This is a genomic window from Reyranella sp. (genome assembly GCF_036558665.1).
Taxonomy (GTDB): Bacteria; Pseudomonadota; Alphaproteobacteria; order Reyranellales; family Reyranellaceae; genus Reyranella.
In genome coordinates this window covers 1-22,781 of the sequence record NZ_DATBFE010000089.1, presented here as the reverse complement: position 1 = coordinate 22,781, position 22,781 = coordinate 1, and the positions used below count along the sequence as shown (strand labels likewise).

Annotated in this window: 22 protein-coding genes; 10 read left to right on the top strand and 12 right to left on the bottom strand. The window is 68.6% G+C overall.

Annotated elements, in window-relative coordinates; translation table 11 throughout:
• Positions 1-956, bottom strand: a 956-nt coding sequence (locus VH499_RS14535) for an ABC transporter substrate-binding protein (RefSeq protein ID WP_332053459.1), incomplete at its 3' end; no start/stop codon positions are given.
• Between the two features lie 223 nt (positions 957-1,179).
• On the opposite strand from VH499_RS14535, the gene VH499_RS14530 reads away from it, so the two are divergent.
• The 3 genes from VH499_RS14530 (at position 1,180) to VH499_RS14520 (ending at position 5,292) form a co-directional block, all read left to right on the top strand.
• Positions 1,180-2,361 carry an ABC transporter substrate-binding protein gene (locus tag VH499_RS14530; RefSeq protein ID WP_332053458.1) on the top strand — a complete coding sequence of 394 codons (1,182 nt, stop codon included), beginning with the start codon at positions 1,180-1,182 and terminating at the stop codon, positions 2,359-2,361.
• A gap of 82 nt (positions 2,362-2,443) precedes the next feature.
• On the top strand, positions 2,444-4,921 hold the full coding sequence (locus tag VH499_RS14525) for an ATP-binding protein (protein WP_332053457.1): 2,478 nt from the start codon (positions 2,444-2,446) through the stop codon (positions 4,919-4,921).
• The gene (locus VH499_RS14520) at positions 4,918-5,292 is read left to right on the top strand and encodes a response regulator (protein ID WP_332053456.1); all 375 of its coding nucleotides are present in this window, start codon (positions 4,918-4,920) and stop codon (positions 5,290-5,292) included. Before VH499_RS14525 ends, VH499_RS14520 begins: the two co-directional genes overlap by 4 nt.
• A gap of 43 nt (positions 5,293-5,335) precedes the next feature.
• Here the strand turns inward: VH499_RS14520 and VH499_RS14515 are convergent, their stop codons facing one another.
• The 5 genes from VH499_RS14515 to VH499_RS14495 form a co-directional block, all read right to left on the bottom strand.
• Positions 5,336-5,974: an ABC transporter substrate binding protein gene (locus VH499_RS14515; RefSeq protein ID WP_332053455.1), complete on the bottom strand. Its 639-nt coding sequence runs from the start codon at positions 5,972-5,974 to the stop codon at positions 5,336-5,338.
• Positions 5,971-6,939, bottom strand: coding sequence for an ABC transporter substrate-binding protein (locus tag VH499_RS14510; protein ID WP_332053454.1), 969 nt, complete (start codon positions 6,937-6,939; stop codon positions 5,971-5,973). Before VH499_RS14510 ends, VH499_RS14515 begins: the two co-directional genes overlap by 4 nt.
• Positions 6,936-7,895: an ABC transporter substrate-binding protein gene (locus tag VH499_RS14505; RefSeq protein WP_332053453.1), complete on the bottom strand. Its 960-nt coding sequence runs from the start codon at positions 7,893-7,895 to the stop codon at positions 6,936-6,938. The genes VH499_RS14510 and VH499_RS14505 overlap by 4 nt, the downstream gene beginning before the upstream one ends.
• A gap of 164 nt (positions 7,896-8,059) precedes the next feature.
• Entirely contained in the window at positions 8,060-8,737 is a 678-nt protein-coding gene (locus VH499_RS14500; RefSeq protein ID WP_332053452.1) for an endonuclease/exonuclease/phosphatase family protein, read from the bottom strand.
• A gap of 7 nt (positions 8,738-8,744) precedes the next feature.
• A complete protein-coding gene (locus VH499_RS14495; protein WP_332053451.1) occupies positions 8,745-10,544 on the bottom strand; it encodes a cation:proton antiporter in 1,800 nt (599 codons plus the stop codon).
• A 76-nt stretch (positions 10,545-10,620) separates the two neighbouring features.
• Between VH499_RS14495 and denD the strand changes: the two genes are divergently transcribed.
• Entirely contained in the window at positions 10,621-11,619 is a 999-nt protein-coding gene (gene denD / locus VH499_RS14490; RefSeq protein ID WP_332053450.1) for a D-erythronate dehydrogenase, read from the top strand.
• A gap of 111 nt (positions 11,620-11,730) precedes the next feature.
• Here the strand turns inward: denD and VH499_RS14485 are convergent, their stop codons facing one another.
• Positions 11,731-12,540 (bottom strand): class I SAM-dependent methyltransferase, encoded by an 810-nt coding sequence (locus VH499_RS14485; RefSeq protein ID WP_332053449.1) that lies wholly within the window; start codon positions 12,538-12,540, stop codon positions 11,731-11,733.
• A gap of 107 nt (positions 12,541-12,647) precedes the next feature.
• Between VH499_RS14485 and VH499_RS14480 the strand changes: the two genes are divergently transcribed.
• Positions 12,648-13,997: a hypothetical protein gene (locus tag VH499_RS14480; protein ID WP_332053448.1), complete on the top strand. Its 1,350-nt coding sequence runs from the start codon at positions 12,648-12,650 to the stop codon at positions 13,995-13,997.
• Between the two features lie 27 nt (positions 13,998-14,024).
• On the top strand, positions 14,025-15,374 hold the full coding sequence (locus VH499_RS14475; RefSeq protein ID WP_332053447.1) for a hypothetical protein: 1,350 nt from the start codon (positions 14,025-14,027) through the stop codon (positions 15,372-15,374).
• Between the two features lie 37 nt (positions 15,375-15,411).
• Here VH499_RS14475 and VH499_RS14470 read toward each other — a convergent pair whose 3' ends face one another.
• Positions 15,412-16,962 carry an acyl-CoA carboxylase subunit beta gene (locus VH499_RS14470; protein ID WP_332053446.1) on the bottom strand — a complete coding sequence of 517 codons (1,551 nt, stop codon included), beginning with the start codon at positions 16,960-16,962 and terminating at the stop codon, positions 15,412-15,414.
• Between the two features lie 304 nt (positions 16,963-17,266).
• On the opposite strand from VH499_RS14470, the gene VH499_RS14465 reads away from it, so the two are divergent.
• The 3 genes from VH499_RS14465 to VH499_RS14455 all read left to right on the top strand — a co-directional run bounded on the left by VH499_RS14465 (position 17,267) and on the right by VH499_RS14455 (position 19,237).
• A complete protein-coding gene (locus VH499_RS14465; RefSeq protein ID WP_332053445.1) occupies positions 17,267-18,100 on the top strand; it encodes a pirin family protein in 834 nt (277 codons plus the stop codon).
• 172 nt (positions 18,101-18,272) lie between these two features.
• Complete coding sequence (locus VH499_RS14460; protein WP_332053444.1) at positions 18,273-18,665, top strand: hypothetical protein; 393 nt, start codon at positions 18,273-18,275, stop codon at positions 18,663-18,665.
• 113 nt (positions 18,666-18,778) lie between these two features.
• Positions 18,779-19,237, top strand: a complete 459-nt coding sequence (locus tag VH499_RS14455; RefSeq protein WP_332053443.1) for a hypothetical protein — start codon at positions 18,779-18,781, stop codon at positions 19,235-19,237.
• A gap of 21 nt (positions 19,238-19,258) precedes the next feature.
• Here the strand turns inward: VH499_RS14455 and VH499_RS14450 are convergent, their stop codons facing one another.
• Both VH499_RS14450 and pxpB read right to left on the bottom strand, forming a co-directional pair.
• Entirely contained in the window at positions 19,259-20,317 is a 1,059-nt protein-coding gene (locus VH499_RS14450; RefSeq protein ID WP_332053442.1) for a biotin-dependent carboxyltransferase family protein, read from the bottom strand.
• Between the two features lie 45 nt (positions 20,318-20,362).
• Positions 20,363-21,097 carry a 5-oxoprolinase subunit PxpB gene (gene pxpB / locus VH499_RS14445; protein ID WP_332053441.1) on the bottom strand — a complete coding sequence of 245 codons (735 nt, stop codon included), beginning with the start codon at positions 21,095-21,097 and terminating at the stop codon, positions 20,363-20,365.
• Positions 21,098-21,135: 38 nt separating this feature from the next.
• Between pxpB and VH499_RS14440 the strand changes: the two genes are divergently transcribed.
• On the top strand, positions 21,136-21,927 hold the full coding sequence (locus VH499_RS14440; RefSeq protein WP_332053440.1) for a 5-oxoprolinase subunit PxpA: 792 nt from the start codon (positions 21,136-21,138) through the stop codon (positions 21,925-21,927).
• Positions 21,928-21,936: 9 nt separating this feature from the next.
• Here the strand turns inward: VH499_RS14440 and VH499_RS14435 are convergent, their stop codons facing one another.
• Together VH499_RS14435 and VH499_RS14430 are read right to left on the bottom strand one after the other, a co-directional pair.
• Entirely contained in the window at positions 21,937-22,155 is a 219-nt protein-coding gene (locus tag VH499_RS14435) for a hypothetical protein (RefSeq protein ID WP_332053439.1), read from the bottom strand.
• 301 nt (positions 22,156-22,456) lie between these two features.
• Positions 22,457-22,781, bottom strand: a 325-nt coding sequence (locus tag VH499_RS14430) for a hypothetical protein (RefSeq protein WP_332053438.1), incomplete at its 5' end; no start/stop codon positions are given.

Genomic DNA, 22,781 nt, shown 5'->3' with positions numbered 1-22,781 from the left:
CGGGCAAGGCCGTTGGTGAGCACCTGCGACATCTTCTTGCGGTCGAGCGCCATCACCAGCGCACGCCGCACGCGCACGTCGTCGAAAGGTGCCACCTCGGTGTTGAAGGCGGCAACGGAAGCGCCGGTGCCGACATACTCGTGCACCTTGAGCGCCGCATTCCCGCGCGCCCGCGCGATGGCGTCGGCCTCGTACTCGTCGGCATAGACGACATCGGACTCGCCCGCGAGCAGGCTGGCGAAGCGCGACTGCGAATCGGGGAGCGGCCGCAGTACGATGCGGTCGAGGTAGGGCCGACCCTTGTCCCAGTAGTCGGGATTGCGCTCCAGCACCATGCGGTCGCCCGCGGCCCACGACTTCAGGACGAACGGTCCGGTGCCCATGGGGTGGCGGTTGTAGTCGTCGCCCCGGGCCTCGATTGCGGCGGGAGACTGCACCACGCTGTTGGCCGTGGGGATCGACAGCAGCGCCGGCACGTTGACCGCCGGTTCGCGCAGATGGAAGACGACGGTGAGTTCGTCCTTGGCCTCCACGCTGTTGATGCCGGCGATATAGAAGGCGCAGCGGCAATTGTTGTTGGGGTCCTTCTGGCGGGCGTAGTTCCACGCAACCGCCTGCGCGTTGTAGGGCGTGCCGTCGTGGAACCTGACACCGGGCCTGAGTTCGAAGGTCCAGGTCTTGAAGTCGTCGGAGTGCGACCACGAGCGCGCGAGTTTCGGCTGTGGCTCGCCCTTGTCGTCGAGGACGGTGAGGGTGTCGAAGATCAGCCGGGCGGCGATCAGCGCCGCAGTGTCGAACACGCCGACCTTCAGCGGATCGAATCCCGAGATATCGAGTTCCATCCCGACTGTCAGGGTGCCGCCCTGCTTCTGCGCCAGCGCCGGCCCGGCCGCGAGGCCGGCCGCCGCGACAGCAAGCACCAACGCATACGCACGACGACGGCGTGTCGGCGCCATTGGTCCTCCTCCCCGTCGGGAGTATGTGTGGATGCCCAGTCTAGGTACGGGCGACGGAGCCGTCCACGACACCATGGCCTTGCCCTGCCGTGGAATGGCGGTATTCTGGTTGCAGTAGAGTGCGCGTACCTCGGCCAGCGTAGCTGGAGGTAATGTGCGGCGTCTGCCATCAAGAAGAAGACAACGGCCACGGTCGGCCGGTTTGGGGTTATTCGCGCAGCTTGTGGCCATCGTTGCCGTCGGGGCCTTCGGCGCCGACAGCCGTGCGCAGGACCGCGCCGTGAATGTCGGCGTCCTCACCGACATGGCGGGAGTGTACAAGGATCTCGGCGGCGCAGGTTCCGTCGAGGCCGCGAAGATGGCGGTCGAGGATTTCGGCGGCCAGGTCCTGAACACGACCGTCCAGGTCTATGTGGGGGACCAGAAGGACGACGTTCCGACGGGGCTCGCGATTGCCGCTGAATGGTTCGACCACAAGCGTGTGGGCGTGATCGTGGACGTGCCCCATTCGCCCTTGGCCATCGCCGCGCAAAAACTGGCCTTCGATCGCAAGCGGATCGACATCGTGGTCACCAGCGCCAGCACCGATCTCACAGGCTCGGCCTGCACCCCGACGGGCTTCCATTGGGCCTACGACACCTATTCGAATTCGGTTCCTCTGGCGCGGGCGATGGTGGGATTCAGGTTGAACTCCTGGTTCTTCATAACCGTCAACAACGCCTTTGGCCTCTCGCTCGAGAAAGACACTACGGCGGCCGTCATTGGCGCAGGCGGGCGCGTGGTCGGACATTCCCGTCACGAATTGAATGCCCGCGACTTCAGCACGCATCTCGCGGCGGCACAGGATTCGGGCGCCAAGGTGATCGCACTTGCCAACGCCGGCGGCGACACGATCAACACCGTCAAGCAGGCGGCGGAACTCGGCATATCTTCCCGCTCGCAAGCGCTCGCCCCCATGATCGTCTTCCTTTCGGACGTGCACGATATCGGGCTGGACATCGCCAAGGGCATGACGTTCATCGACGGCTTCTACTGGAACGCCGATCCGGAGTCGCGCGCCTGGTCGAAGCGCTTTTTCGCGCGCCGTGGCTTTATGCCGACCATGTCGCACGCCGGGGTCTACTCGGCAGTCAGGCACTATCTGCGGGCCGTCCAGGCCGCGGGCACGGACGACGCGCTTGCCGTCGCGGCCAAGATGCGCGAACTGCCGGTCGACGACTTCTTCGCCAAGGGCGGACGGGTCCGCGCCGACGGGCGGATGGTCCACGATATGTACCTCGTCCAGGTCAAGCAGCCGGCGCAGTCGCGGCAGGCCTGGGACTACTACGACATCCTGTCGACGATCCCGAGCGACCGGGCGTTCAGGCCGCTCGAGGAAAGCGTCTGTCCCCTGGTGAAGAACTAGCGGACGGAGCCGCAGGCTCATGGCACAGACCTCCATAGCCCTCCCGGAAGTGGTGCCCCACGACAGTGAAGAAGCGCGCGGCATGCCCCCGAAGGCTGGCACCGACGCGGCGGCAAGACCTCGAAAGGCCGGACGGAAGATCAGGTTCGGGGTGGCCTTTCGGCTCGTCGCAGCACTTCTTGCGATCACGGCTTTCGCCTTCGCCGCGATCGTCGCCGCCGTCTATGCCTTCGCGCAGTATCGCGAGGGCTTCGACCGCATAGCCCGGTCGGACCTGCCGATCCTGGTTGCAGCCGGCGACATCGCGGCGCGAAGCCAGGCGCTTGCCGCCAACGCGCCCAACCTCGCCGCCGCGGAGAGTCATTTCGCGCGGCAGGCCATGAGCCGTGCCCTCCACAAGCAGCTCGAAGGCCTGGCGCAAGTCGGCGAACGCCTCAAGGCGCTGGCCCCCGACACGCAGGGTCTGGACCGCCTGATCGAGAACCAGGCGCTGCTGGCGCGCAACCTCGAACGGCTGGACAAACTGGTCGGCGACCGGATCGACGCGGACAGTACGGCGGCGAACCTGATGCTTCGCCTCGAAGGGCTGGCGGCTCGCGTCCATAAGGCGAGCGCGGCCCAGGTGCCCACGCTGGCCGAGGGCTCGTCCCCGCAATCCGTGGAAGCGTTCCTTGCCTGGGTGGCCGCGACCGACGAGGCGATCGCCGTCATGTTGTCCACGACCACCGCTGATACCGCGGCCCGGCTCACCCGCCTTCGAACCGATTTCGACCGGCTGCGCCGCAAGACGCGCACCGCACACGCGAACCTTCCGGCGCAGATGCCCGTGCTCGCGCCCTTCGAGGCCGAGCTGGATCGGTACGGCGATGGCACACCGAACATATTCGACGCCCGATCGGCCCAGCTCGCCGCGGCCTCGGCGCTGATCGGCGAACTGCTCGAAACCCATCAGGTCGCCGCCGGCTTCGTGTCGTCGGCAGAGCGGTTGCTTGAAGACGTCAAGCAATCGACCAACACGCAGGCCGACTTCTTCTCCGGCCTGATTTCACGATATTCGACGCTGTTCGCGGCGGTGTCGGCGCTTGCCCTGGCGGGATCGGCCGGCGTGTTCCTGTACGTCGTCGGCTCCGTCGTAATGCGGCTGCGGGCCCTGAGCGAGAGCATGCGGGCCAGGGTTGACGGCCGGGACGTGCCGATTTCGGCCTCCGGCACCGACGAAATCGCCGAGATGGGCGCGGCGACGCGCTTCTTCGTGGAATCCATCGAGCAGCGCGAACGCCAGCTCAGGGATCGCTCGGCCGAGCTCGCGCATTCCGTCGAGGAACTGCGGGCGCTCGGCGACGTGAGCCAGGCCGTCAACTCCACGATCGACCTCGAGACGGTACTGTCGACGATCGTGGCCAAGGCGGTTCAGCTCTCGGGCGCCGACGCCGGCACGATCTGGGTGTTCGACGAGACGAGCCGTGAATTCCGGATGCACGCCAGCTATGGCATGGACGCTGCGCTGATCGCCGGCGTCAAGGATCGCCCGATCCGGCTCGGCGACGGGACCGTGGTCGATGAGGCGGTGATGCAGCGCCTGCCAATCCAGATCCCGGACGTGCAAAAGGCCGATTCCTCACGCCTGCTCGACGTCATCGTCCGGGCAGGCTTTCGCGCCGTGCTGACGGTCCCGCTGCTCGGCGTCGAGGGGATCGTGGGGGCGCTGGTGGTGCGCCGGCGCGCGCCTGGCGAGTTCGCGGCGAATATCGTCGATCTGCTGCAGACCTTCGGCACGCAGTCGGTGCTGGCCATCCAGAATGCGCGCCTGTTCAACGAGATCGAGGACAAGAGCCGCGAGCTCGAGGCCGCCAGCCGCCACAAGTCGCAGTTCGTCGCCAACATGAGCCACGAGCTGCGCACCCCGCTGTCGGCCATGCTCGGCTATGCCGAGCTGCTGAAGGAAGGGATTTACGGCGCGCTGCCCGACAAGTCGGCCGAGGTCCTTGCCCGCATCCAGGTCAACGGCAGGCACCTGCTCGGCCTGATCAACAGCGTCCTCGACATCGCCAAGATCGAGGCGGGCCAGCTCAGTCTCAATGTCTCCGAATACAGGCTCGGCAATATCGTCGAGACGGTGCGTGTCGCCACCGAATCGCTCGCGGCCGCCAAGAAGATCGCGTTCAACACCGACATCGCGGCCGGCCTGCCGCACGGCCTGGGAGACGAGCAGCGTCTGACCCAGGTTCTGCTCAATCTGGTGGGCAATGCCATCAAGTTTACCGACGCCGGCGAGGTGCGCGTGACCGCAGGCGTCAGGGACGGAAAGTTCACGGTTGCGGTCAAGGACACCGGGCCCGGCATTCCCGCCGAGGAACGGCACCGGGTATTCGAGGAGTTCCATCAGGTCGACAACTCCGGCACCCGAGCCAAGGGCGGCACAGGTCTCGGGCTCGCCATCGCCAAGCGAATTGTCGAGATGCATGGCGGCCATATCTGGGTGGAATCGGTGCCCGGGCAGGGGGCCACGTTCCAGATGGAGATTCCCATCGCCGTCGACGTCGCCGGAGGAACAACATGACCCAGCGCATTCTTGTCGTCGACGACCAGGAGGATCTGCGTGCGATCCAGCGCGACGTCCTCACAGCATCGGGCTACGAGGTGATCGAGGCCATTGACGGCGGCGAAGCGGTGGCGAAGGCCATGGCAGAGCGGCCGAATCTCATCCTCATGGACATCCAGTTGCCGATCATCGACGGTTACGAGGCGATCCGGCGTATCAGGACCGATCCTGCCCTTGCGGCGACGCCGATCATCGCCGTGAGCTCGTTCGCCATGAAAGGGGACGAGGAGAAAGCTCGCGCGTCCGGTTGTGACAGCTACGTGACGAAGCCATTCAGCCCGCTCCGGCTGCTGGAGGCCGTGCGTACCTTTCTTGACAAGCGGGACTGAGGCGCACCCGGAAAGCGACACGATCTGCTTTCGGGCGGCAGTCTTATTCAATCACCGCGAAGGCGCTTTCGAGCTCGTCTTCGCTGCCAGCGCTGACCACAACGATCTCGCGGCCCAGCGCCTTCGCCGCCGGGCGAAGGACGGCCGCCGCGTCGGCGCGCCCCGTCGGATGGACCAGGAAGCCGATCACCGCGTATTTCGGCATCAGGTCGGCGAGCAGCTCCAGCCGTCTCGCCGCCAGCGATTCCGGCGCCAGCACGAGCCCGGTCGTGCGGCCGTCCGGCGGGATGTAGCTTTCAGGCAGTCCGGTCGCGACGATGTCGCCCGATGCATAGAAGACGGTCGGAACGCCCGACGTTCGGGCGATGGACGCGACGACGTCGGGCGGAACGAGCTCGGTTGCTATGACGTCGACGCCCGAGGAGACGAGATCGCGGGCCATCGCCGGCAGGCGATCGGTACGGCCCTCGGCGTAGCGATATTCGATTTCGACGTTGCGGCCGAGCCCGGCCAGGCCCTGACGGAAACGCCGGGCAATGGGCATCGAGCCCTCGCCGTAGGCGCTGAGATAGCCGATCACCGGCTTTCGCGCCGGCGCAGGGGGTGCCATGAGCCACCACGTCGCGACGCCGGCCAGCGCCGCCGCCGCGGCTCCCGCAAGGGATGTGCGTCGCGAAATCATTCGATCACCTCGTCGGCGCGGGCCAACAGTGTGGTCGGCAGCGCGAGGCCGAGCGCGCGCGCCGTCCTCAGATTGATGATCAGCTCCAGCTTCGTCGGCCGTTCGATCGGCAAGTCGGCCGGGGACGCGCCCCTGAGCACGCGATCGACGAAGCCGGCGGCATGGCGGAATATGCCGGCCATGTTGATGCCATAGGAGATTAGCCCGCCAGCCTCGACATACTCGCGCTCGGCGTAGATCGCGGGGCGGCGGCTGCTGTTCGCGAAGTTCACGACCTGATCGAGCAGCTCGCCGGTAAGGGGATCGGCCAGGACGATGATGCCGTCCACGCCTTGGGCGGCGGCTGCGGTCAGCACGCGCTCGCCTTCCGCGCGGCCGGTGAACACCACCTCCTGGGCGTCTACGCCGGCGCGCCGGCAGGCCTCGCGCAACGTCCTCAGGGTGATCGGCGCCTGCCCACTGAAGAGCAGTGCCACATGGCGCGCCGACGGGACGATCTCGAGCAGCAATTCGAGTTGCTTGGCACCGACTTCGAGCCCGTAGGTCGTGACCCCCGTGAGGTTGCCGTCCGGGCGCGCGAGGCTCGCGCTCCAGCCGCGGTCCACGGGATCGACACCCATGATGGCAACGATGGGAATCGCGCGGGTGGCATTGCGAGCTGCCTGCGCTGCGGCCCCCCCGTCGGCTACGATGATCTCGACCCCCGCGCCTGCGGCCCGGGCGGCAACAGCGGCGAGAGACTCCATCGACTCGCCGACATAGTTCTCGACGACGATATCGCGTCCCTCGACATACCCCAGATCGGCGAGTGCGGCGTGAAAAGTACGATATACAGGTCGACTGAGGCCGACCGAACGCGACAAGAAGCCGATGCGCCGCGGGGTGGATGGTGCGGGCGCTGCCCGAGCGTCGGACCATGCCATCGCGAGGCCCAGACCGCGCAACAGGTGGCGTCGCGAAATCATTCGATCACCTTGTCGGCGCGGGCGAGGAGGGAGCTCGGCAGCGCGAGGCCGAGCGCGCGCGCCGTCCTCAGATTGACGATCAGCTCCAGCTTCGTCGGTTGTTGCACCGGCAGATCGCCGGGCCGGGCACCGTTCAGGATGCGGTCGACATAGGCGGCGGCCTGTCGGCCGAGCAGGTAGGGGTCGGGGCCGTAGGACATCAGCCCGCCGGCCTCGGCATAGACGCGGAACAGAGTGATGCTCGGCAGGCGGGCCTTGAGGGCGAACCCGGCGAGCGCCATGCTGTTCATGACGACCTGCGGCGAGGAGAGGATCACCAGCGCGGTGGGGTTGAAGTCGGCGATGGCGGCGAACAGACGGTCGAGCGCGCCCATGTCGAGATCGAAGCCGCGGACCTCCGCCTTGCTCTCCCGCGCGACCGCCTCGATGGCCCACCACGGTCCCGAGCCGAGGTTGGGGTCGCGCAGCACCGCGAGGCGCGACACGCCGGGGACCGCCTCGGTAACGAGCTGCAGCCACTTGGCGGCGAGCGCCGACTGGTCGAGGAAGAGGCCGGTGAGATTGCCGCCCGGCCGGGCGAAGCTGCGGATGATGCCCTCGCTGACCGGCTCGGTCTCGAGATCGACGGCGACGACGGGCACCGTGCGGGTCGCCCGGCGCGCCGCGATCACCGCCTTGGAGGCGACGGCAAAGACGACGTCGATCCGCTGGCGCTCGAGCTCGGGCATCAGCGCTGCCATCTCGCCGGGAAAGAAGGGCGTGGCGAAGTCGCGTCCCTCGGCGTAACCCAGCTCCGTGAGACCTTGGCGCAGTCCTTGGGGCGCGAGGTTCTGGGGACCGACGCCGACCACCAGGATCGTCGCCGGAGACGCGCCAGCGCGCGGCACGGCGCGGCCAGCGACCGGTGCGGCAAGAAGGGTGCCGGCGGTGACGGCGATGAAGTCGCGTCGTCTCATGTCGCCCCCATGTGCAACACCGACAAACGCTGCGAACACTTCGCCTCTTATTCTATAGCAGCGCACCGGGACGACCAATAGTCAACGAGGCAGCGGTCGCAGGCGCCGGAGCGCGTGCCCCCATGTCGGCATCCCCTGCACGCGGGCGGCGCGCACCCGGCATATCAGCGCAGCGCGGCGCGGATCTTGACGAGGCGGCGGCGGATGCGGTGGATCGGGCGGCGGCGGACGCGGCTCTCGGCCATCTGCAGGTCGAGCACGATCGGCTTGTGGTCGGACGGACCGAAATCGAGCGTGGTGGTGAAGGTGCAGGTGAGACGGTGGATCAGGCAGCGGTCGAGGCGAAAGGGCAGGACATCGCCGCCGAAATGGGTGGGCTCGCGCGGGCCGACGTCGGTGAAGCCCGGGATCAGGCTCGGTCCCACGGCATTGTAGTCGCCGACGATGGCCGACGGCCGGCCGCGCAGGGCCGCCGCGATGCGCAGGAGCTGGCGGCGGTTCAGAAGCTGGCCGTGCGAGAGATGGACGTTGGCGAAGGTGATGTCGCCCACCAGCACGATCTGCGTGCGCCGGCGCGGCAGGCGGCCGGGCAGCGGCGAGGCGGGCAACGGCAGCACCTGCGGGGTCGCGAAGTTGTGCCGGCTCCAGGCGGCGAGGCCGTGGATGCGGCCGGGCCAGGGCAGGCGGTGGTAGTGGCCGGAGACCAGCGACGGCAGGATGTCCATGTGCGGCGTCACCTCCTGCATCAGCAGGAGGTCGGGCCGCTCGCGCTCGAGCAGCGCCGCCACATCGTGCACCGCCGCGCCTTCGAGCCGCAGCAGGTTCCAGCTTATGATCCTCACCTGCTCCTCATGCCCGTGATGACCGGTCACGCCGGGCGCGGCGCAGTCGTGCCCGCAGGGAGGCTGGTCCGCCGGCGGCCGCCTGCAGCTCGTTGCGGATCTGCTCGCGCCGCTCGTGGATGGAGGCGATCACCGCGCCCATCGGCACCCCGAGCCCGACCAGAGCCGACTCGGCCAGCAGCAGGCTCGCCTCGATGGTCTCGGGCACCGCATCGGTGACGCGCAGCGTATAGAGATGGAGGGCGTGCTGCGCATCGTGGGCGCGGGCCACGATCATCACGTCGGGCCGGCGCGCGCGCACCGCGCGCACGACGTCGTCGACGACCTGGGTATCGAGGGTGACGATCACGCCGACCGCCTCGTCGAGGCCGCAGCGGCGCAGATAGTGCGGGTCGCTGGCATCGCCGTAGTAGATCGGCCGGCCGCGCTCGCGCCAGCGCTCGACGAGCTTCGCGTCGCGGTCGGTGGCGAGATAGGGGATGGCGTGCTCGTCGAGCAGGCCGCAGACGAGCTGGCCGACCCGTCCGTGGCCGACCACGATGACGCGCTTCAGGTGGTCGTCGGGCGGCGGGACGGCATTGGCCATGCCCTTCGCCTTGGCCTCCATGCGCCGCGAGAGATGGCGGCCGGCAACGCCGATCAGCGGCAGCAGCGCCATGGTGAGCGACACTACCGCCAGCGTGCCGGCAGCGACGTCGGCGGCCACCAGCCGGAGGATGGCGGCAAGGCCGATGCCGATGAAGGCGAACTCGCCGCCCGGCCCCAGCAGCAGGCCGATCTCGACGCTGGCGCCCCAGGGCAGGCCGAACAGCCGGCAAAGCGGCGCGATGATCGAGCCCTTGAGCAGCAGCATGGCGAGGACGCCGGCCGCGACAAGGAGCGGCTGGTGCCACACCACGCCGAGATCGATATGCATGCCGACGGAAAAGAAGAAGACGCCCAGCAGCAGGCCGCGGAACGGATCGATCGTCGTCTCGACGGCCCGGCGGTATTCGGTCTCGGCGAGCAGCAGCCCGGCGATGAAAGCGCCAAGCGCCATCGACAGCCCGGCGAACGCGGCGACCACGCCCGAGCTCACCGTGACCAGGAGCGTCGCCGCCATGAAGAACTCGGGATTGTCGCTGCCGGCAGCGAGGCGGAACAGCGGCCGCAGCACCAGCCGGCCGACAAGGGCGATCGCCGCCACGGCAAGCATCGCTTCGCCGAGCGCGATGGCGACGCTGAGCCACACCGAGCCCGTGTCACGTCCGCCGAGCGCGCCGATCAGCAGCAGCAGCGGCACCACCGCGAGGTCCTGCGCGAGCAGGATGGCGAAGCTGGTGCGCCCGGTCGTCGACATCATCCGGCGCTGGCCGGACAGCAGCTCCATCACGATGGCGGTGGAGGAGAGGGCGAGGCAGGCGCCGATCACCAGCGAGGCGGCCGGCGGCTGGCCGCGCCCCAGCGCGATCATGCTGATCGCGGCCGTGGTAAGCACGATCTGCAGGCCACCCAGTCCGAACACGAGGCGGCGCAGCGTCAGCAGGCGACGCAGCGAGAGCTCGAGGCCGATGAAGAACAGCAGGAAGACGATGCCGAGATTGCCGATGAAGTCGATCTGCCGCTCGCCGGTGACGGTGAGCCAGTCGAGCAGGCGCGAGCTCTCGGCGAGCCGGCCGAGACCGTACGGCCCCAGCAGCGCGCCGACGGCGAGATAGCCCAGCACGGGGCTCACCCTGAGGCGCGGCATGATCGGCGCCACGACGGCCGCCGTGCCGAGCACGATCAGCGCGTCCTTGAAGGCGTAGACTTCGTGCAATCCGGCCATTGCGGCCAACATAGACGGCACAGGCCGTTCTGTGCACACTTTCATCGACTGTGGAATTCACGGGACGGAAAACGACATGAAGGTGGTGATCACCGGCGGCGCGGGCTTCCTCGGCAAGAAGCTCGCCCGCCGCATCCTGCAGCAGGGCACGCTCATGGACGCCGGGGGCGAGCCGCGGACGGTCAACGAGCTGCTGCTGTTCGACGTCGGCAAGGCGGACGGCCCGGGCCTCGACGACCCGCGCGTCAGGACGCTGGCCGGCGACATCGCCAACTCGGCCACCGTGCAATCGGTCGTGCAGGGCGCCTCGACCGTGTTCCATTTTGCCGCAGTGGTGAGCGCCGGCGCCGAGGCCGACTTCGATCTCGGCTATCGCGTCAATCTCGACGGCACGCGCAACGTGCTGGAAGCCTGCCGGGCACTCGGCACCAATCCGCGCGTCGTCTTCACCAGCTCGCTCGCGGCCTATGGCGGCGACCTGCCGCCGGCGGTGGACGAGGATACGCCGCTCACGCCGCAGACCTCCTACGGTGCGCAGAAGTCGATCGGCGAGTTCCTCGTGCGCGACTATACCCGCAAGGGCTTCCTGCGCGGCACCGCCGTCAGGCTGCCGACGATCTGCGTGCGTACGGGGCTGCCCAACAAGGCCGCCTCGACCTGGGCAAGCTCGGTGGTGCGCGAGCCGCTCACCGGCATCGACGTGGTCTGCCCGGTGAGCCCGCAGACCGTGATGGTGGTGTTGAGCCCGCGCAAGACCGTCGACGCCTTCCTGCGCCTGCACGACCTTTCGGCCGACGCCTTCGGGCCGGGCCGCACGCTGCTGCTGAACGGCATCAACGTCACGGCGAAGGAACTCGAACGGGCCGTCGCCAGGCACGCCGGCAACCGCAAGGTCGGCAAGGTGGCGTGGCAGCACGATCCCGCGATCCAGAAGATCTGCGACGGCTGGCCCCAGGGCATCGCTTCCACCCGTGCCCGCACGCTCGGCTTCGAGACCGACCGCGACCTCGACGAGATCGTGCGCCACTTCATCGCCGACGATCTCGACGAGCAGATGAAGATCGCGAAGGCCTGACGTCTTCTTGTGGACCGCGAGCCTCCGGCTCGCTCATTCGGTGCATTCGCCTGCGTCAGAAGCGAGCGAGACGCTCGCGGTCCGAACGGCCATGAGGCCACCCGTCGGGAGTCAGCGACCGAGCGTGCGCTTCAGGAACTGCGTGACGTGGCGCCACGGCGACCAGACGTGGCGCGGCTGGATCATCTGCCAGTGTTGCGGATCGTCGTCGGGTCCGAGCTGGAAGCCCGCGGCGTCGATGAACTCGTCCATGCCGGCCGCATCCATGTCCCACGGGCCGGTGGTCTTGTAGATCGTGGCCTTCCAGCCGTACTTGCGCATCGAGCGCACCATGCCGCCGGCCAGGAAATCCATGTAGCGCGGGACTGCCTCGGGCCGGCAGAGATAGGCCTTGTTGAAGCCGACCGCGAGCAGGCGGAAGTGGACCGGGTTCTTCTCGAGGTAGCGCACGACCTCGGTGGTGTTGGCCGGATAGCGCGGCGAGAAGAAATCATCGATCACGAGGATGCCCTCGGGAGCGACGATCCGATTGGCAAGCTCGAGCTCGCGATAGACCGCGGTGCCGGTATGCTCGCCGTCGATATGGCACCAGCGTACGCTGTGATGCATCGCCTTGAGGTCGAGTCGCGCCGGCAGGTCGATCGAGAAGGCTTCGATGAACTCGAGATTCTTGGGCTCGGTCCCGACGCTGCGGATCGAGTTCCGGATCACGGCTTCATCCAGCCTGCGATCGCACAGGAACAGCTTCTCGTCGCCCTTGCGGTAGCTCGCGAGCATCGAGGCCGAGCGACCCTTCCAGACGCCGATCTCGAACAGGTCGCCGGGGATTCCCGCCTGCTCCTCGAGGAACGCGCGCCACACGCAAAAAGACTGGAACGAGAACCAGCCCTCGACGGCGTTGATTTGCTCCCAGGTCGGCATCCCTGCTCCTTTGCGGCGCACTTGCTAACAGCGCCGTATCGACGCTGCAAGCCGTCCCGGCTTGCGCCGCGGGCGGCCCTCGGGTAGAGCCCGGAAAACGCGCGCCGATGCCCCTCACGACCCTCGCATATCGAGCAACGATCGGCCTGATCTGGGCGCTCGCGCTGTGGCACAGCTGGATCAGCCGCGGCCTCTTCGTCGACGGATCGGCGTTCCTGCTGAACATCGTGCGGCACGTCTGGTTCTTCGATTTCTATCCGCCGCGGCTCTACGCCATGATCGCCGCCCAGGTGCCGATCATGACCGCCGTGACGGTGGGCGTCACCGACCTGCATCTGCTGGCCCGGCTCCTGTCACTCGGCCTGTTCGCCCTGCCCACCTTCTTCTATACGCTGGCGCTGGTGCGCGCGCGGCACGATGCGGTTCTGCTCGCGGTCGTGATCGCTGCCATCGGCTCGATCTTCATGACGACCTCGTTCTTCATCGTCGGCGAGTACAACTCCGCCTACGCGATGGCCATCCTGGTCGCGGTGCGGCTGGTCACGGCACGGAAGCTCACGCCGGGCGACGGCCTCGCGCTGCTCGCGATCGCGGCGATGTCGATCCGTACCTACGAAGTCTTCATCTATCTCGGCCCGCTGCTCGCCGCGATGACGCTGTGGCAGGTCTGGCGCATGCCGCGCCGGCCGATCGTGCCGGCACTGCTCCATCTCGCCGCCGCCGCCTGCTTCATCGCGGCGATGGCGGTCGCGATCGACTCGGTGGTCCATCCCTATTCGGCCGAGCACCTCGCCGAGACCTACTTCATGGCACTGAACTTCTGGCAGAACATGCAGTTCGACCTGGCGTTCATCCCCGTCGCCACGGTGGCGATCTGGGCGCTGGTGCGCCCGGAGCATCTGGCGACGATGCGGCCCTACCGCTGGGCCGGGATCTGCATCGTGCTGCTGGCGCTCTCGCCGCTGCTCGCGCTCGGCGACACGATGGTGCGGCCGCTCGCGAAGTCGCAGTACGTGGCGCGTACCGTGGGTGGCGTGATCATCGCGGCGATGGTCGCCTTCGTCTGGTGCTATGGCGCCGAGCGTCTCGGCGCCTGGCGCGTCCGCGTGGTGCTGCAGGACAAGTCCACGCGTCGCCGCGTGCTGGTGCTCGCCTGCCTGATCCTGGTCGCGGTCCTGCCGTCGGACATCTTCCTGTCGCTCACCTGGCAGTCCTTCCTGAAGTCGTTCCGCGAGGTCGTCACCAGCCATCGCGGCCTCGTCGCCTACGAGACCACGCCGCTTGCCCATCCCCCGGACCTGCTGATGGTCGAGAACTGGACGATCTCGACCCAGAGCCTGATCCTGCGCTCCAGGCCGGGCGACGGCATCGTGCTGCCACCGCGCAGCTTCACCGACTGGGTGCCATTCCCGCCCGACAACCCGCCCAATATCGGGCGCTTCGCGTGGCGCGACTGAGCGATGCGTGGCCATGAAAAATAGCGCATGAGCGCCTATCGGATCGCGGTGCTGCTGCTGTGGTCGCTGGCGGTGCTGAACAGCGCGATCGTGCGCGGCCTGTTCTGGGATGGCGCCTCGTTCCTGGCGACCGCGCTGAACTTCCGTGCCTTTCACGATTTCTATCCCGAGCGCGAGCATGTCGCGTGGCTCACCCAGGCGCCGGTGCTGCTGCTCGCCGACCTCGGCGTCGGCAACACCAGGCTGCTGTCGATCGCCTATTCGGCATCGCTCTTCGCCTGGCCGGCGGGCCTCTACCATTTCGCGCTCGCGCGCGTGCGCGGCGACGCGGCGCTGACCGCGGCCGTGGTCATCGCGCTTGCCGCGGTCTATCTCCCGACCTCGTTCTTCATCATCGGCGAGTACAACATCGCCTATGCCGCGGCGATGGCGGCGATGGCGGTCGTGCTGACGGGCGGGGCGGCGCGCCGCCGCGACGGCGCGGTCCTGTGCGCGCTCGGCGCGCTCTCGATCGCCTCCTACGAAGCGATGATCTATCTCGGACCGTTGCTGGCCGCGGCCATCCTGTGGGCGCTCTCGCGGGCGCGGCGGGACGGATCGCTCGACGATATCGCGGCGCTGCTGGCGCTGGTCGCGGCGAGCGCCTTCGTCGCCGCGGCGGCCGTGGCCTCGGTCGCCATCGCCGAATACTGGCACTACGCCTACTTCACGCGGGTGCGCGCCGCTGCCTTCGATTTCTGGCAGAACCTGCAATTCGTCGTGCCGGTCGCGGCCCTCGCGGTACTCGCGGTCGTCTCGCTGGCGCGGCCGTCGTGGCTGCGCGGGCGCGGGCCGACCGTGGTGCTGGGCGTTGCGGCGGCGCTGCTGCTCGCGACCCCCTGGCTGCGCCATCTCGCGCCGCAGGCGATGCTGTTTCCGCCCAGCCACTATGTCGCGCGCACGGCGGCGGGCTGGTTGATGGCGGCGATCCTGGTTGCGATGTGGCTCCATGTCGGCTGGCGCCGGCGGCCGCCGCGACTGCTCGCGGAACTGGCGCGGCCCGATGTCGGCCGGCGGCTGGCCGGCGCCGCGACGGCGCTGCTGCTCGCCGCCGCGGTCCCCGACCTGGCGTTGAGCCGGCTGTGGGTCGGCTATCTCGACTATTTCCGCGGGCTGGTGACCGGTCACACCGGCATCGTGCGCGCAAACGACCTGCCGATGGGGCAGTGGCCGCAGCGCCTGTTCGCGCAGGACTGGACCTATCCGGCGCTGAGCGCGCTCCTGCGCTCGGCGCCCGACCAGGGCGTGGTGGTGATCGACAAGGACTACCGCTCCAACCCGCCGTTCGATCCGTCATGCGGGACGGTGCCGAAGCTGGAGGGATTCGCCTGGCGGTGAATCTGCACGGTGCTGGCTCCCGCGCCTCAGGAGGCGCCTAAGGCCGCATGCAGTGGCTGCGGGGGCCGGTGCCGCGCACGGGGGCGGCGAGCTCGACGAACTCGCAGAGGATCCGCCGCGTGTCGCGCGGATCGATGATCTCCTCGATCCAGAAGGTCTCGGCGCTGCGGAACGGGGAGCGCAGCTTGTTCAGCCGCTCCTCGATCTCCGCCATCTTCGCCTTGGGATCGTCCGCGGCGTCGATGTCGGCGCGATAGGCCGCCTCGATGCCGCCTTCCAGCGGCAGCGAGCCCCAGCGGCCCGACGGCCAGGCATAGCGCCAGTTGAGCCGCGCACCGTTCTGGTGTGCCGCGCCGGCGACGCCGAAGGCGTTGCGGATGATGAAGGTGCACCACGGCACGGTGGTCTGGAACATCGCCGACATGGCGCGCACGCCCTGGCGGATGACGCCGCTCTTCTCCGCCTCCAGCCCGATCAGGAAGCCGGGGCAGTCGCAGAAGTACACGACCGGCAGATGGAAGGTCTCGGCAAGGTCGACGAAGCGCGCCACCTTCTGGCAGGCGTCCGCCGTCCAGCCGCCGCCGTAGAACATCGGATCGCTCGCCATCACCGCCACCGGCCAGCCGTCGATGCGCGCGAGCCCGGTCGCGACCGGGCGGCCGTAGAGCCGGCCCATCTCGAAGAAGGAGCCCTGGTCGACGATCTTCTCGACGATCGGCCTGATGCGATAGACCTTGCGGATGTCGCGCGGGATCGCGCTGAACAGCTGCTCCTCGCGGCGCGCCGGATCGTCGGTCCGGGCCCCGCGCGGCGGTGTGTCGTACACGGAAGAGGGCAGGTAGGAGAGGAACCGCCGCGTGAGCGCGAACGCCTCGTCCTCGCTCTCGGCCGCCTCGTCGATCGCGCCGGCGCGGAGCTGGATTTCCCAGCCGCCGAGATCCTGCTTGTCGAACTGCTGCGGCCCCAGGCGGTTGACGACCGGCGGCCCGGCGACGAACATCGCCGAAATCTCCTTCACCATCACCGAGTAGTGCGTGGCGGCAAGCCGCGCGGCGCCCAGCCCCGCGACCGAGCCCAGCCCCAGCCCGACGGTCGGCACGGTGCCCATGTTCTGCACCGTCCATTGCCAGCCGCTGACGCCGGGAACGTTGGCGCGGCCCGTGGTCTCGATGGTCTTCACCGAGCCGCCGCCGCCCGAGCCTTCGATCAGGCGGATGATCGGCACGCGATACTGGTTGGCGTAGCGCTCGATGAAGATCGCCTTCTCCTTGATCGTGGCGTCGGCCGAGCCGCCGCGCACGGTGAAGTCGTCGCCGGTCACTGCGACCGGGCGGCCGTCGATCTTCGCCCGGCCCATCACCGCGTTCGACGGCGTGAGCTCGACGAGATCGTTCCTGCCGTCGTACTCGGCCTTGCCGGCGACGCTGCCGATCTCGCGGAACGATCCCTGGTCGACCAGCCGGTCGATGCGCTCGCGCACGGTCAGCCGGCCGCCCTTGTGCTGGCGCCTTACCTTGTCCTCGCCGCCCATGCGCTGCGTCATCTCCTGGCGGCGGCGCAGCTCGTCCATCTCCGGTTGCCAGCTCATCGCGATCGTCCTTCGAATGGCGTATGTCGGTCGTTCTCGTACCAACGCAGCGCCCAGCGAGCCACAGCGAAAGCAGCGGCGGACGGATTCATGTTCCTGTCCCCGGCGGGGGAGAGGTGAGGAGAGGGGGGCCGCGAAGATTAGCGCTGTGCGTCACCCCCTCTCCCAACCTCTCCCCCAAGGGGGGAGAGGAGAAGAGGAAGAAGCGTGCCGCAATCATGTTCCTCGCCCCCGATCGGGGGCGAGGAGGAAGAAATTCAAGGCGGATGCTGGAGTCGCGCGGGCCCGGCAGATAAGGTCGCGCATGGACCGCCAGATCGAGACCATCCTTTCCGGGCAGCGCGTGATCGACGACGGCGACATGCTGCTCTGGCGCGCGCTGCCGGCGTCCGGGCGCAGCGCCGTCGGGCCGTTCGTGTTCGTCGACCACTATCGCCACCGCAGCCGCCGCGGCATCGGCGACAAGCCGCATCCGCATGCCGGCATCGAGGTGCTGAGCTACCTCCTCGAGGGCGGGGTGGAGCATCGCGACAGCATGGGCTTCCGCGACGTGCTGGGGCCGGGCGATGCACAATGGATTCGCGCCGGCCGCGGCATCCTGCATGCCGAGCAGCCGGCCGGTGGGCGTCATGGCCTGCAGCTCTGGACCAGCCTGCCGCCGGCACAAAAATTCGCCCAGCCGGCCTACGTCTCCTATCGCGCGGCCGAGATCCCGCGGGTCGATTCGCCGGGCGCCGAGGTCCGCGTGATCGCGGGCCGCGTCGCCGAGGCCGAGGGGCCGATGGCCATGACGACGCCGACCACCTTCGCCGTCGTGCGGCTCGAGCCGGACGCGGCGGTCCGCCTGGCCGTCGATCCGGCCGCCGAGCTCGGCGTCTATGTGCTCGAGGGCGGCGCGAGCATTCCCGACAGCGCGGCGCTCGCACCGGGCACGCTCGCCGTGCTGACCTCGGGCGCGTCGCTGACGCTCGCAGCGGCCGGCGAGGGCGCCACCGTCGCGCTGATCGGCGGCCAGCCGGCCGAGGCGCCGATCCTGTTCTCCGGCCCGTTCGTGATGGACACGGCCGAGCGTCTCGCCCAGGCCAGGCGCGACTATTCCACCGGCAAGATGGGCCGCCTCGACGGCGTGCCGTTCTGAGCCGGTCAGTTTCCTCTCGCCCGACCGCCTGAAATCACATATCGTCGGGGCGAGCGATTCGTCAGGCAGCGCGCCTCGAATCCGAAGTGGCCGCAATCCCGACCGGGGGGCGGAGCCGCTGCCTGGCCCGAGGTTTCGCGATATAGTGTGATGGCCCGCGAGGTGGCGTGCCATGCCGTTGCACAGCGCCATTCGTCGACACCCTCGTTTCAGCCGCTGGCTGGAGCGCCTGAGCGACGTCGGGCCCCGCGCCGACCCCTATCGCGACGGCGAGCAGCGTCCCGAACAGAGCCTCGAGCGGCGCCGGAACGACGACGAGCCGCAGACGTGGGCTGCCGGCTACACGGCATTCTGGCGGGATCTCGCGGCCGCATGGCTGGTGGCGGCGCTGGTCGCGGGCGTGGTCTTCGTCATCCAGTCGGCCGATAATTTGCCTCCGAGCAACGCGCCCGGTGCGGCCACGGCCCAGGCGCCGCAGTCGGGGAAGGCGGCCCGCATACCCGTGCGCGGTGACCGTGGTGCTGGCGAGTGCACCGATCTCGACAACGCCTATGGGCGGTGCTGAGCATCTGCCGCTGCGCCCACGATGTGCCGCGCGGCCGCACGCGGGTGTCTGCGCTGTTGATTGCCCGGGACTTCTGGCCGGTGTTACCCTCGGTTGAGCGACTGGGGGCGGTCATGGCGCTTGTCAAGCTTCGCGAGGATCCCGGCACCACCATCCGGGTGATCTATCTGGTCGACGGGACCGTCGGACGCGGCGGCGCCAACCGGCGCGACGATGTGCTGCTGGTCCAGTTCTTCCTGAATGCACTGTGGGGCAAGCTGAACGACGGGAAGACGGTGTTTGGCGGCCCGGGCGCGGCGCCGGCGATCGACGGCGTCTGCGGGCGGATCACGACCGGCGTCATCGAGGCGTTCCAGAAGTGGTACTGGGTGCAACCGGCGCGTGGCGCCTTCATCGACGGGCGCGTCGACCCGCTTCCGCCCGGGCTGAAATTCGGTCCCGTGCACAAGCTTCCGTACACGATCATCGGCCTCAACGCGGGCTTTGGCCTCACCTTCAGCGTCGATCGCCACGCCCGCCTCAGCAAGGAGCCGGGCTTCCCGATGGAGCTGAAGTCGAAGCTGTTCGTGTGAGCGCTTGCTTGCGGACGAGCGCTACATCGGCGGGCGTTCGTAGATCACGCCGTCGATCAGGTTCTCCTCGTAGAGCCGCGCGAGGTCGATGCCGCCGGCGGGGCGGGCCGGCTGGAGGCCGGCGATGGCGCGCGCGAGCCGCGCGTCCTGCTCGCGGCGCAGGCTTTCCGCTTCCTCGACGGTGACGGCGGCGAAGCGCACCGTCTGGCCGGGCAGCAGGCGGCCGAGCCGCGGCAGGTCGACCGAGGCCACGGTCGCGATCTTGGGATAGCCGCCGACCGTCTGGCGGTCGGCCAGCAGCACGATCGGCAGGCCCGCGCCCGGCACCTGGATCGCGCCCGGCCCGATGCCGTCGGAGATGATGTCGGCGCCGCCTTTCTCGACCGCGACGGCATGCTCGATCGCAGGCCCCTCGAAGCGGATGCCCATGCGGTCGGCCTCCCTGGAGACGCGGTAGTCCGCGCCGACGAACGTCGCGCGGCCGTGCGCGCTGAACGCCTCGTCCTGCGGTCCCCAGACGATGCGGATCGGGCCGCTGCCGTAGTCGAACGGCTGGGCAAGCTTGCGCTCCTCGCCGGCCGGCGCATGGTCGCGCGCAAGCGGCAGGCTGTCGCCGGCAGCGAGCCTGCGGCCCTGGAAGCCGCCGACGCCGGCGCGGGCATAGGTCGAGAGGCTGCCCATGAAGGCGGGCAGGGCGAAGCCGCCCGCCACCGCGAGGTAGGCCGTGCTCGAGCCCTCGATCATGCCGACGCGCAGTGTCTGCCCGCGCTTCAGGAGGTGCGAGCGGTCGGACTCGAGTGGCTTCGGCGACGCATCGGGCGCCTCGATCAGCGACGGCGAGAGCGGGCCGGCGAGCGCCACCCGCACCGAGTCGGCCTCGACCAGGAGATCGGGCCCCATGACGCCGATCTCCAGCCCGGCGGCGCCGAGAGGATTGCCGGCCAGCGCATTGGCAAGCGCAAGCCCGATGTGGTCCATCGCCCCCGCGGTTGGCATGCCGAGCGCCATGTAGCCGATGCGGCCCTTGTCCTGCAGCGTGTCGAACAGGCCCGGCCGCACGACCTTCAATGCGGCGGCCATCTCATCGCCTCCCCATGGGAATGGGGAGGCGAAGACGCCGCGGGCTCATGCCTTCACCAGCGTCGACCAGTCGAGCGTGCCGGCCTCGACCTCGGCGCTGATGCGGTCGAAGGCCGGGCGGTCGATGCGCTCGAAGGAGAGATGATCGCCGGGCGCCAGGAATACCGGCTGCTCGCGGCGCTGGTCGAACATCCAGAGAGGCGTGCGGCCGATCAGGTGCCAGCCGCCGGGGCTCTCGAAGGGATAGATCGTGGTCATGTCCATGGCGATCGCAACCGTGGAGCGCGGCACGCGCACGCGCGGGTCGCTGCGGCGCGGCAGGTAGAGCGCCGCGTCGAGGCCCGCGATATAGGCGAGGCCCGGCATGAAGCCCAGCACGTAGACCGTGAAGGCGGATTTCAGATGCGCCTCGATCACCTCCTCGGTGGTCCTGCCGGTGCGCTCGGCGACGTCGGCGAGGTCGGGTGCGAATTCCGGATCGTCGTAGCAGCAGGGAATGGCGACGCGTCGCGTCGTGGTCTCGCTCGGCAGGCCGTGCGCGATCAGTCCTTCGATCTCGGGCTGCAGGTCGGCGCGCGAGGTCGCGAGCGGATCATAGGAGACCATCAGCGAGCGCATGGTGGGCACGGTCTCGACCACGCCCGTGAGCTCGCCCGCGGCCCGGGCGGCGCCGATCGCGGCGTGGAGCGCCATCACCTGGCCATTGATCCGGGGCGAGATTTCGTTGCCGAATTCGACCGTGAAGGCCGTGTCGCCGCAGGAGAGGTACCGCACGCTCACGTCTGCTAGGATAACGGCTCGCATCGAGGGAGTCTCGCATGGCAGCCACCAACGTCGGACAGGTCAACATCAACTCCGATCTCGGAGAGAGCTTCGGCCCGTGGGTCATGGGCAACGACGCCGAGGTCCTGAAGATCGTGAAATCGGCCAACGTCGCCTGCGGCTTCCACGCCAGCGATCCGGTGGTGATGATGGACACGGTGAAGCTCTGCACGCAGAACGGCGTCTCGATCGGCGCCCATCCCGGCTTCGCCGACCTGCAGGGCTTCGGCCGGCGCGTGATCAACCTCACGGTCAAGGAGCTCGAGGCCAACATCGCCTACCAGCTCGGCGCCCTGCAGGCGATCGCGGCACTCCACGGCGCCAGGGTCACGCACATCAAGCCGCACGGCATGATGGGCAACATGTCGGCCGAGAGCGCCGAGATGTCCGAGGCGATCGCGCGCGCCACCAGGGCGGTCGACCGTGATCTCATCTTCCTCTGCCAGGCCAACACCGAGCAGGGCAAGGCGGCGCGCAAGCTCGGCCTGCGCGCGGCCGAGGAGGTGTTCGCCGACCGCACCTACACCGACACCGGCCATCTCACGCCGCGCAAGGAGCCCCATTCGATGATCAAGGATGCCGGGCAGGCGGTGGCGCATGTCCGGCGCATGGTCGACGAGCAGGCGATCTACTCGACCTCCGGCAAGCGCATTCCCTGCCGCGTCGATTCGATCTGCGTGCATGGCGATGGCCCGACCGCGATCCCGGTGTCGAAGGCGGTGCGCGAGGGCCTCGAAGCCGCCGGCATCCGCATCGTCACCCTGCCCGAGATGCCGAGCCTGAATTAGCGGCGAGATCTAGCGCCAGCCGTATTGCCAGCCGCGGTGAGGATGCCACCAGCCCCAACCATGGGCGTGGTGCCAGCGCCATTCATAACCGGGTCCAGGCGCCACGCCGACAGGGGCGACGTAGGCAACGCCGACCGGGCGTGCCGGAGGGTCTGCGTAGACAGCACATCCGGTCATGCCGGCGATCGTCATGGCGCACAGCGCCAAGGGCATCAGCTTCGTGAGCATACTCGATATACGAAGCGGCCCGGTCTTCCGTTCCCGGCAACGTTTGTCGCACTTCGCCTGCCCTGGAGCAGCCGGTTGCCGGCAGGCGTGACGAGCCGAGACCCGGCACTCCGGCGGGGTACCACGAAGCCGCTATTGGTGATCGCCCCTCATCTACGTCATGGTTTCAGAAAGGTGCGGTGGTCTCGGATGTACAGGCACCCGCACCGAGTTTGTATAGCCCCAGTTTGGCCGTCGCGTACGGCCGCACAGCCCGTCGTCCCCATTGCGGCGGGCTTTCTTTTGCTCCGGACACCGATGCTCAATCGAGGAATATCGGCCGCTTCTCGATGAAGCCGGCCCGGCGTATCTCGATGTGAAGCGCTTCGGATCTCGCGTGCGCCCATGTGGTCGCGTCGATCGCGGGCGGGTGTTCCTTGATCCAGCCCGAAAGTGCCTTGAGCGACATCTCGAACGCGGCCCACGCCATGATGACCGCGAGCCGGTTCACGGGATCGGGCACGGTCCTGAAACGGGCGAGAGCGGCGTGCACGTCGAGCTCGGCCTGGCGCCATAGCTCAACCGCCGCATCAAACTCGGGCGCGAGCGCTTTGGGCGGGAGTGCTTTTCCCTTCCGTTTGAACATG

Coding starts and splice junctions, on each gene's coding strand:
- VH499_RS14525 (WP_332053457.1), top strand. CDS start 2,444: ATGCCCCCGAAGGCTGGCACCGACGCGGCGGCAAGACCTCGAAAGGCC.
- VH499_RS14520 (WP_332053456.1), top strand. CDS start 4,918: ATGACCCAGCGCATTCTTGTCGTCGACGACCAGGAGGATCTGCGTGCG.
- VH499_RS14515 (WP_332053455.1), bottom strand. CDS start 5,974: ATGATTTCGCGACGCACATCCCTTGCGGGAGCCGCGGCGGCGGCGCTG.
- VH499_RS14510 (WP_332053454.1), bottom strand. CDS start 6,939: ATGATTTCGCGACGCCACCTGTTGCGCGGTCTGGGCCTCGCGATGGCA.
- VH499_RS14505 (WP_332053453.1), bottom strand. CDS start 7,895: ATGAGACGACGCGACTTCATCGCCGTCACCGCCGGCACCCTTCTTGCC.
- VH499_RS14495 (WP_332053451.1), bottom strand. CDS start 10,544: ATGGCCGGATTGCACGAAGTCTACGCCTTCAAGGACGCGCTGATCGTG.
- denD (WP_332053450.1), top strand. CDS start 10,621: ATGAAGGTGGTGATCACCGGCGGCGCGGGCTTCCTCGGCAAGAAGCTC.
- VH499_RS14485 (WP_332053449.1), bottom strand. CDS start 12,540: ATGCCGACCTGGGAGCAAATCAACGCCGTCGAGGGCTGGTTCTCGTTC.
- VH499_RS14480 (WP_332053448.1), top strand. CDS start 12,648: ATGCCCCTCACGACCCTCGCATATCGAGCAACGATCGGCCTGATCTGG.
- VH499_RS14475 (WP_332053447.1), top strand. CDS start 14,025: ATGAGCGCCTATCGGATCGCGGTGCTGCTGCTGTGGTCGCTGGCGGTG.
- VH499_RS14470 (WP_332053446.1), bottom strand. CDS start 16,962: ATGAGCTGGCAACCGGAGATGGACGAGCTGCGCCGCCGCCAGGAGATG.
- VH499_RS14465 (WP_332053445.1), top strand. CDS start 17,267: ATGGACCGCCAGATCGAGACCATCCTTTCCGGGCAGCGCGTGATCGAC.
- VH499_RS14460 (WP_332053444.1), top strand. CDS start 18,273: ATGCCGTTGCACAGCGCCATTCGTCGACACCCTCGTTTCAGCCGCTGG.
- VH499_RS14455 (WP_332053443.1), top strand. CDS start 18,779: ATGGCGCTTGTCAAGCTTCGCGAGGATCCCGGCACCACCATCCGGGTG.
- VH499_RS14450 (WP_332053442.1), bottom strand. CDS start 20,317: ATGGCCGCCGCATTGAAGGTCGTGCGGCCGGGCCTGTTCGACACGCTG.
- VH499_RS14440 (WP_332053440.1), top strand. CDS start 21,136: ATGGCAGCCACCAACGTCGGACAGGTCAACATCAACTCCGATCTCGGA.
- VH499_RS14435 (WP_332053439.1), bottom strand. CDS start 22,155: ATGCTCACGAAGCTGATGCCCTTGGCGCTGTGCGCCATGACGATCGCC.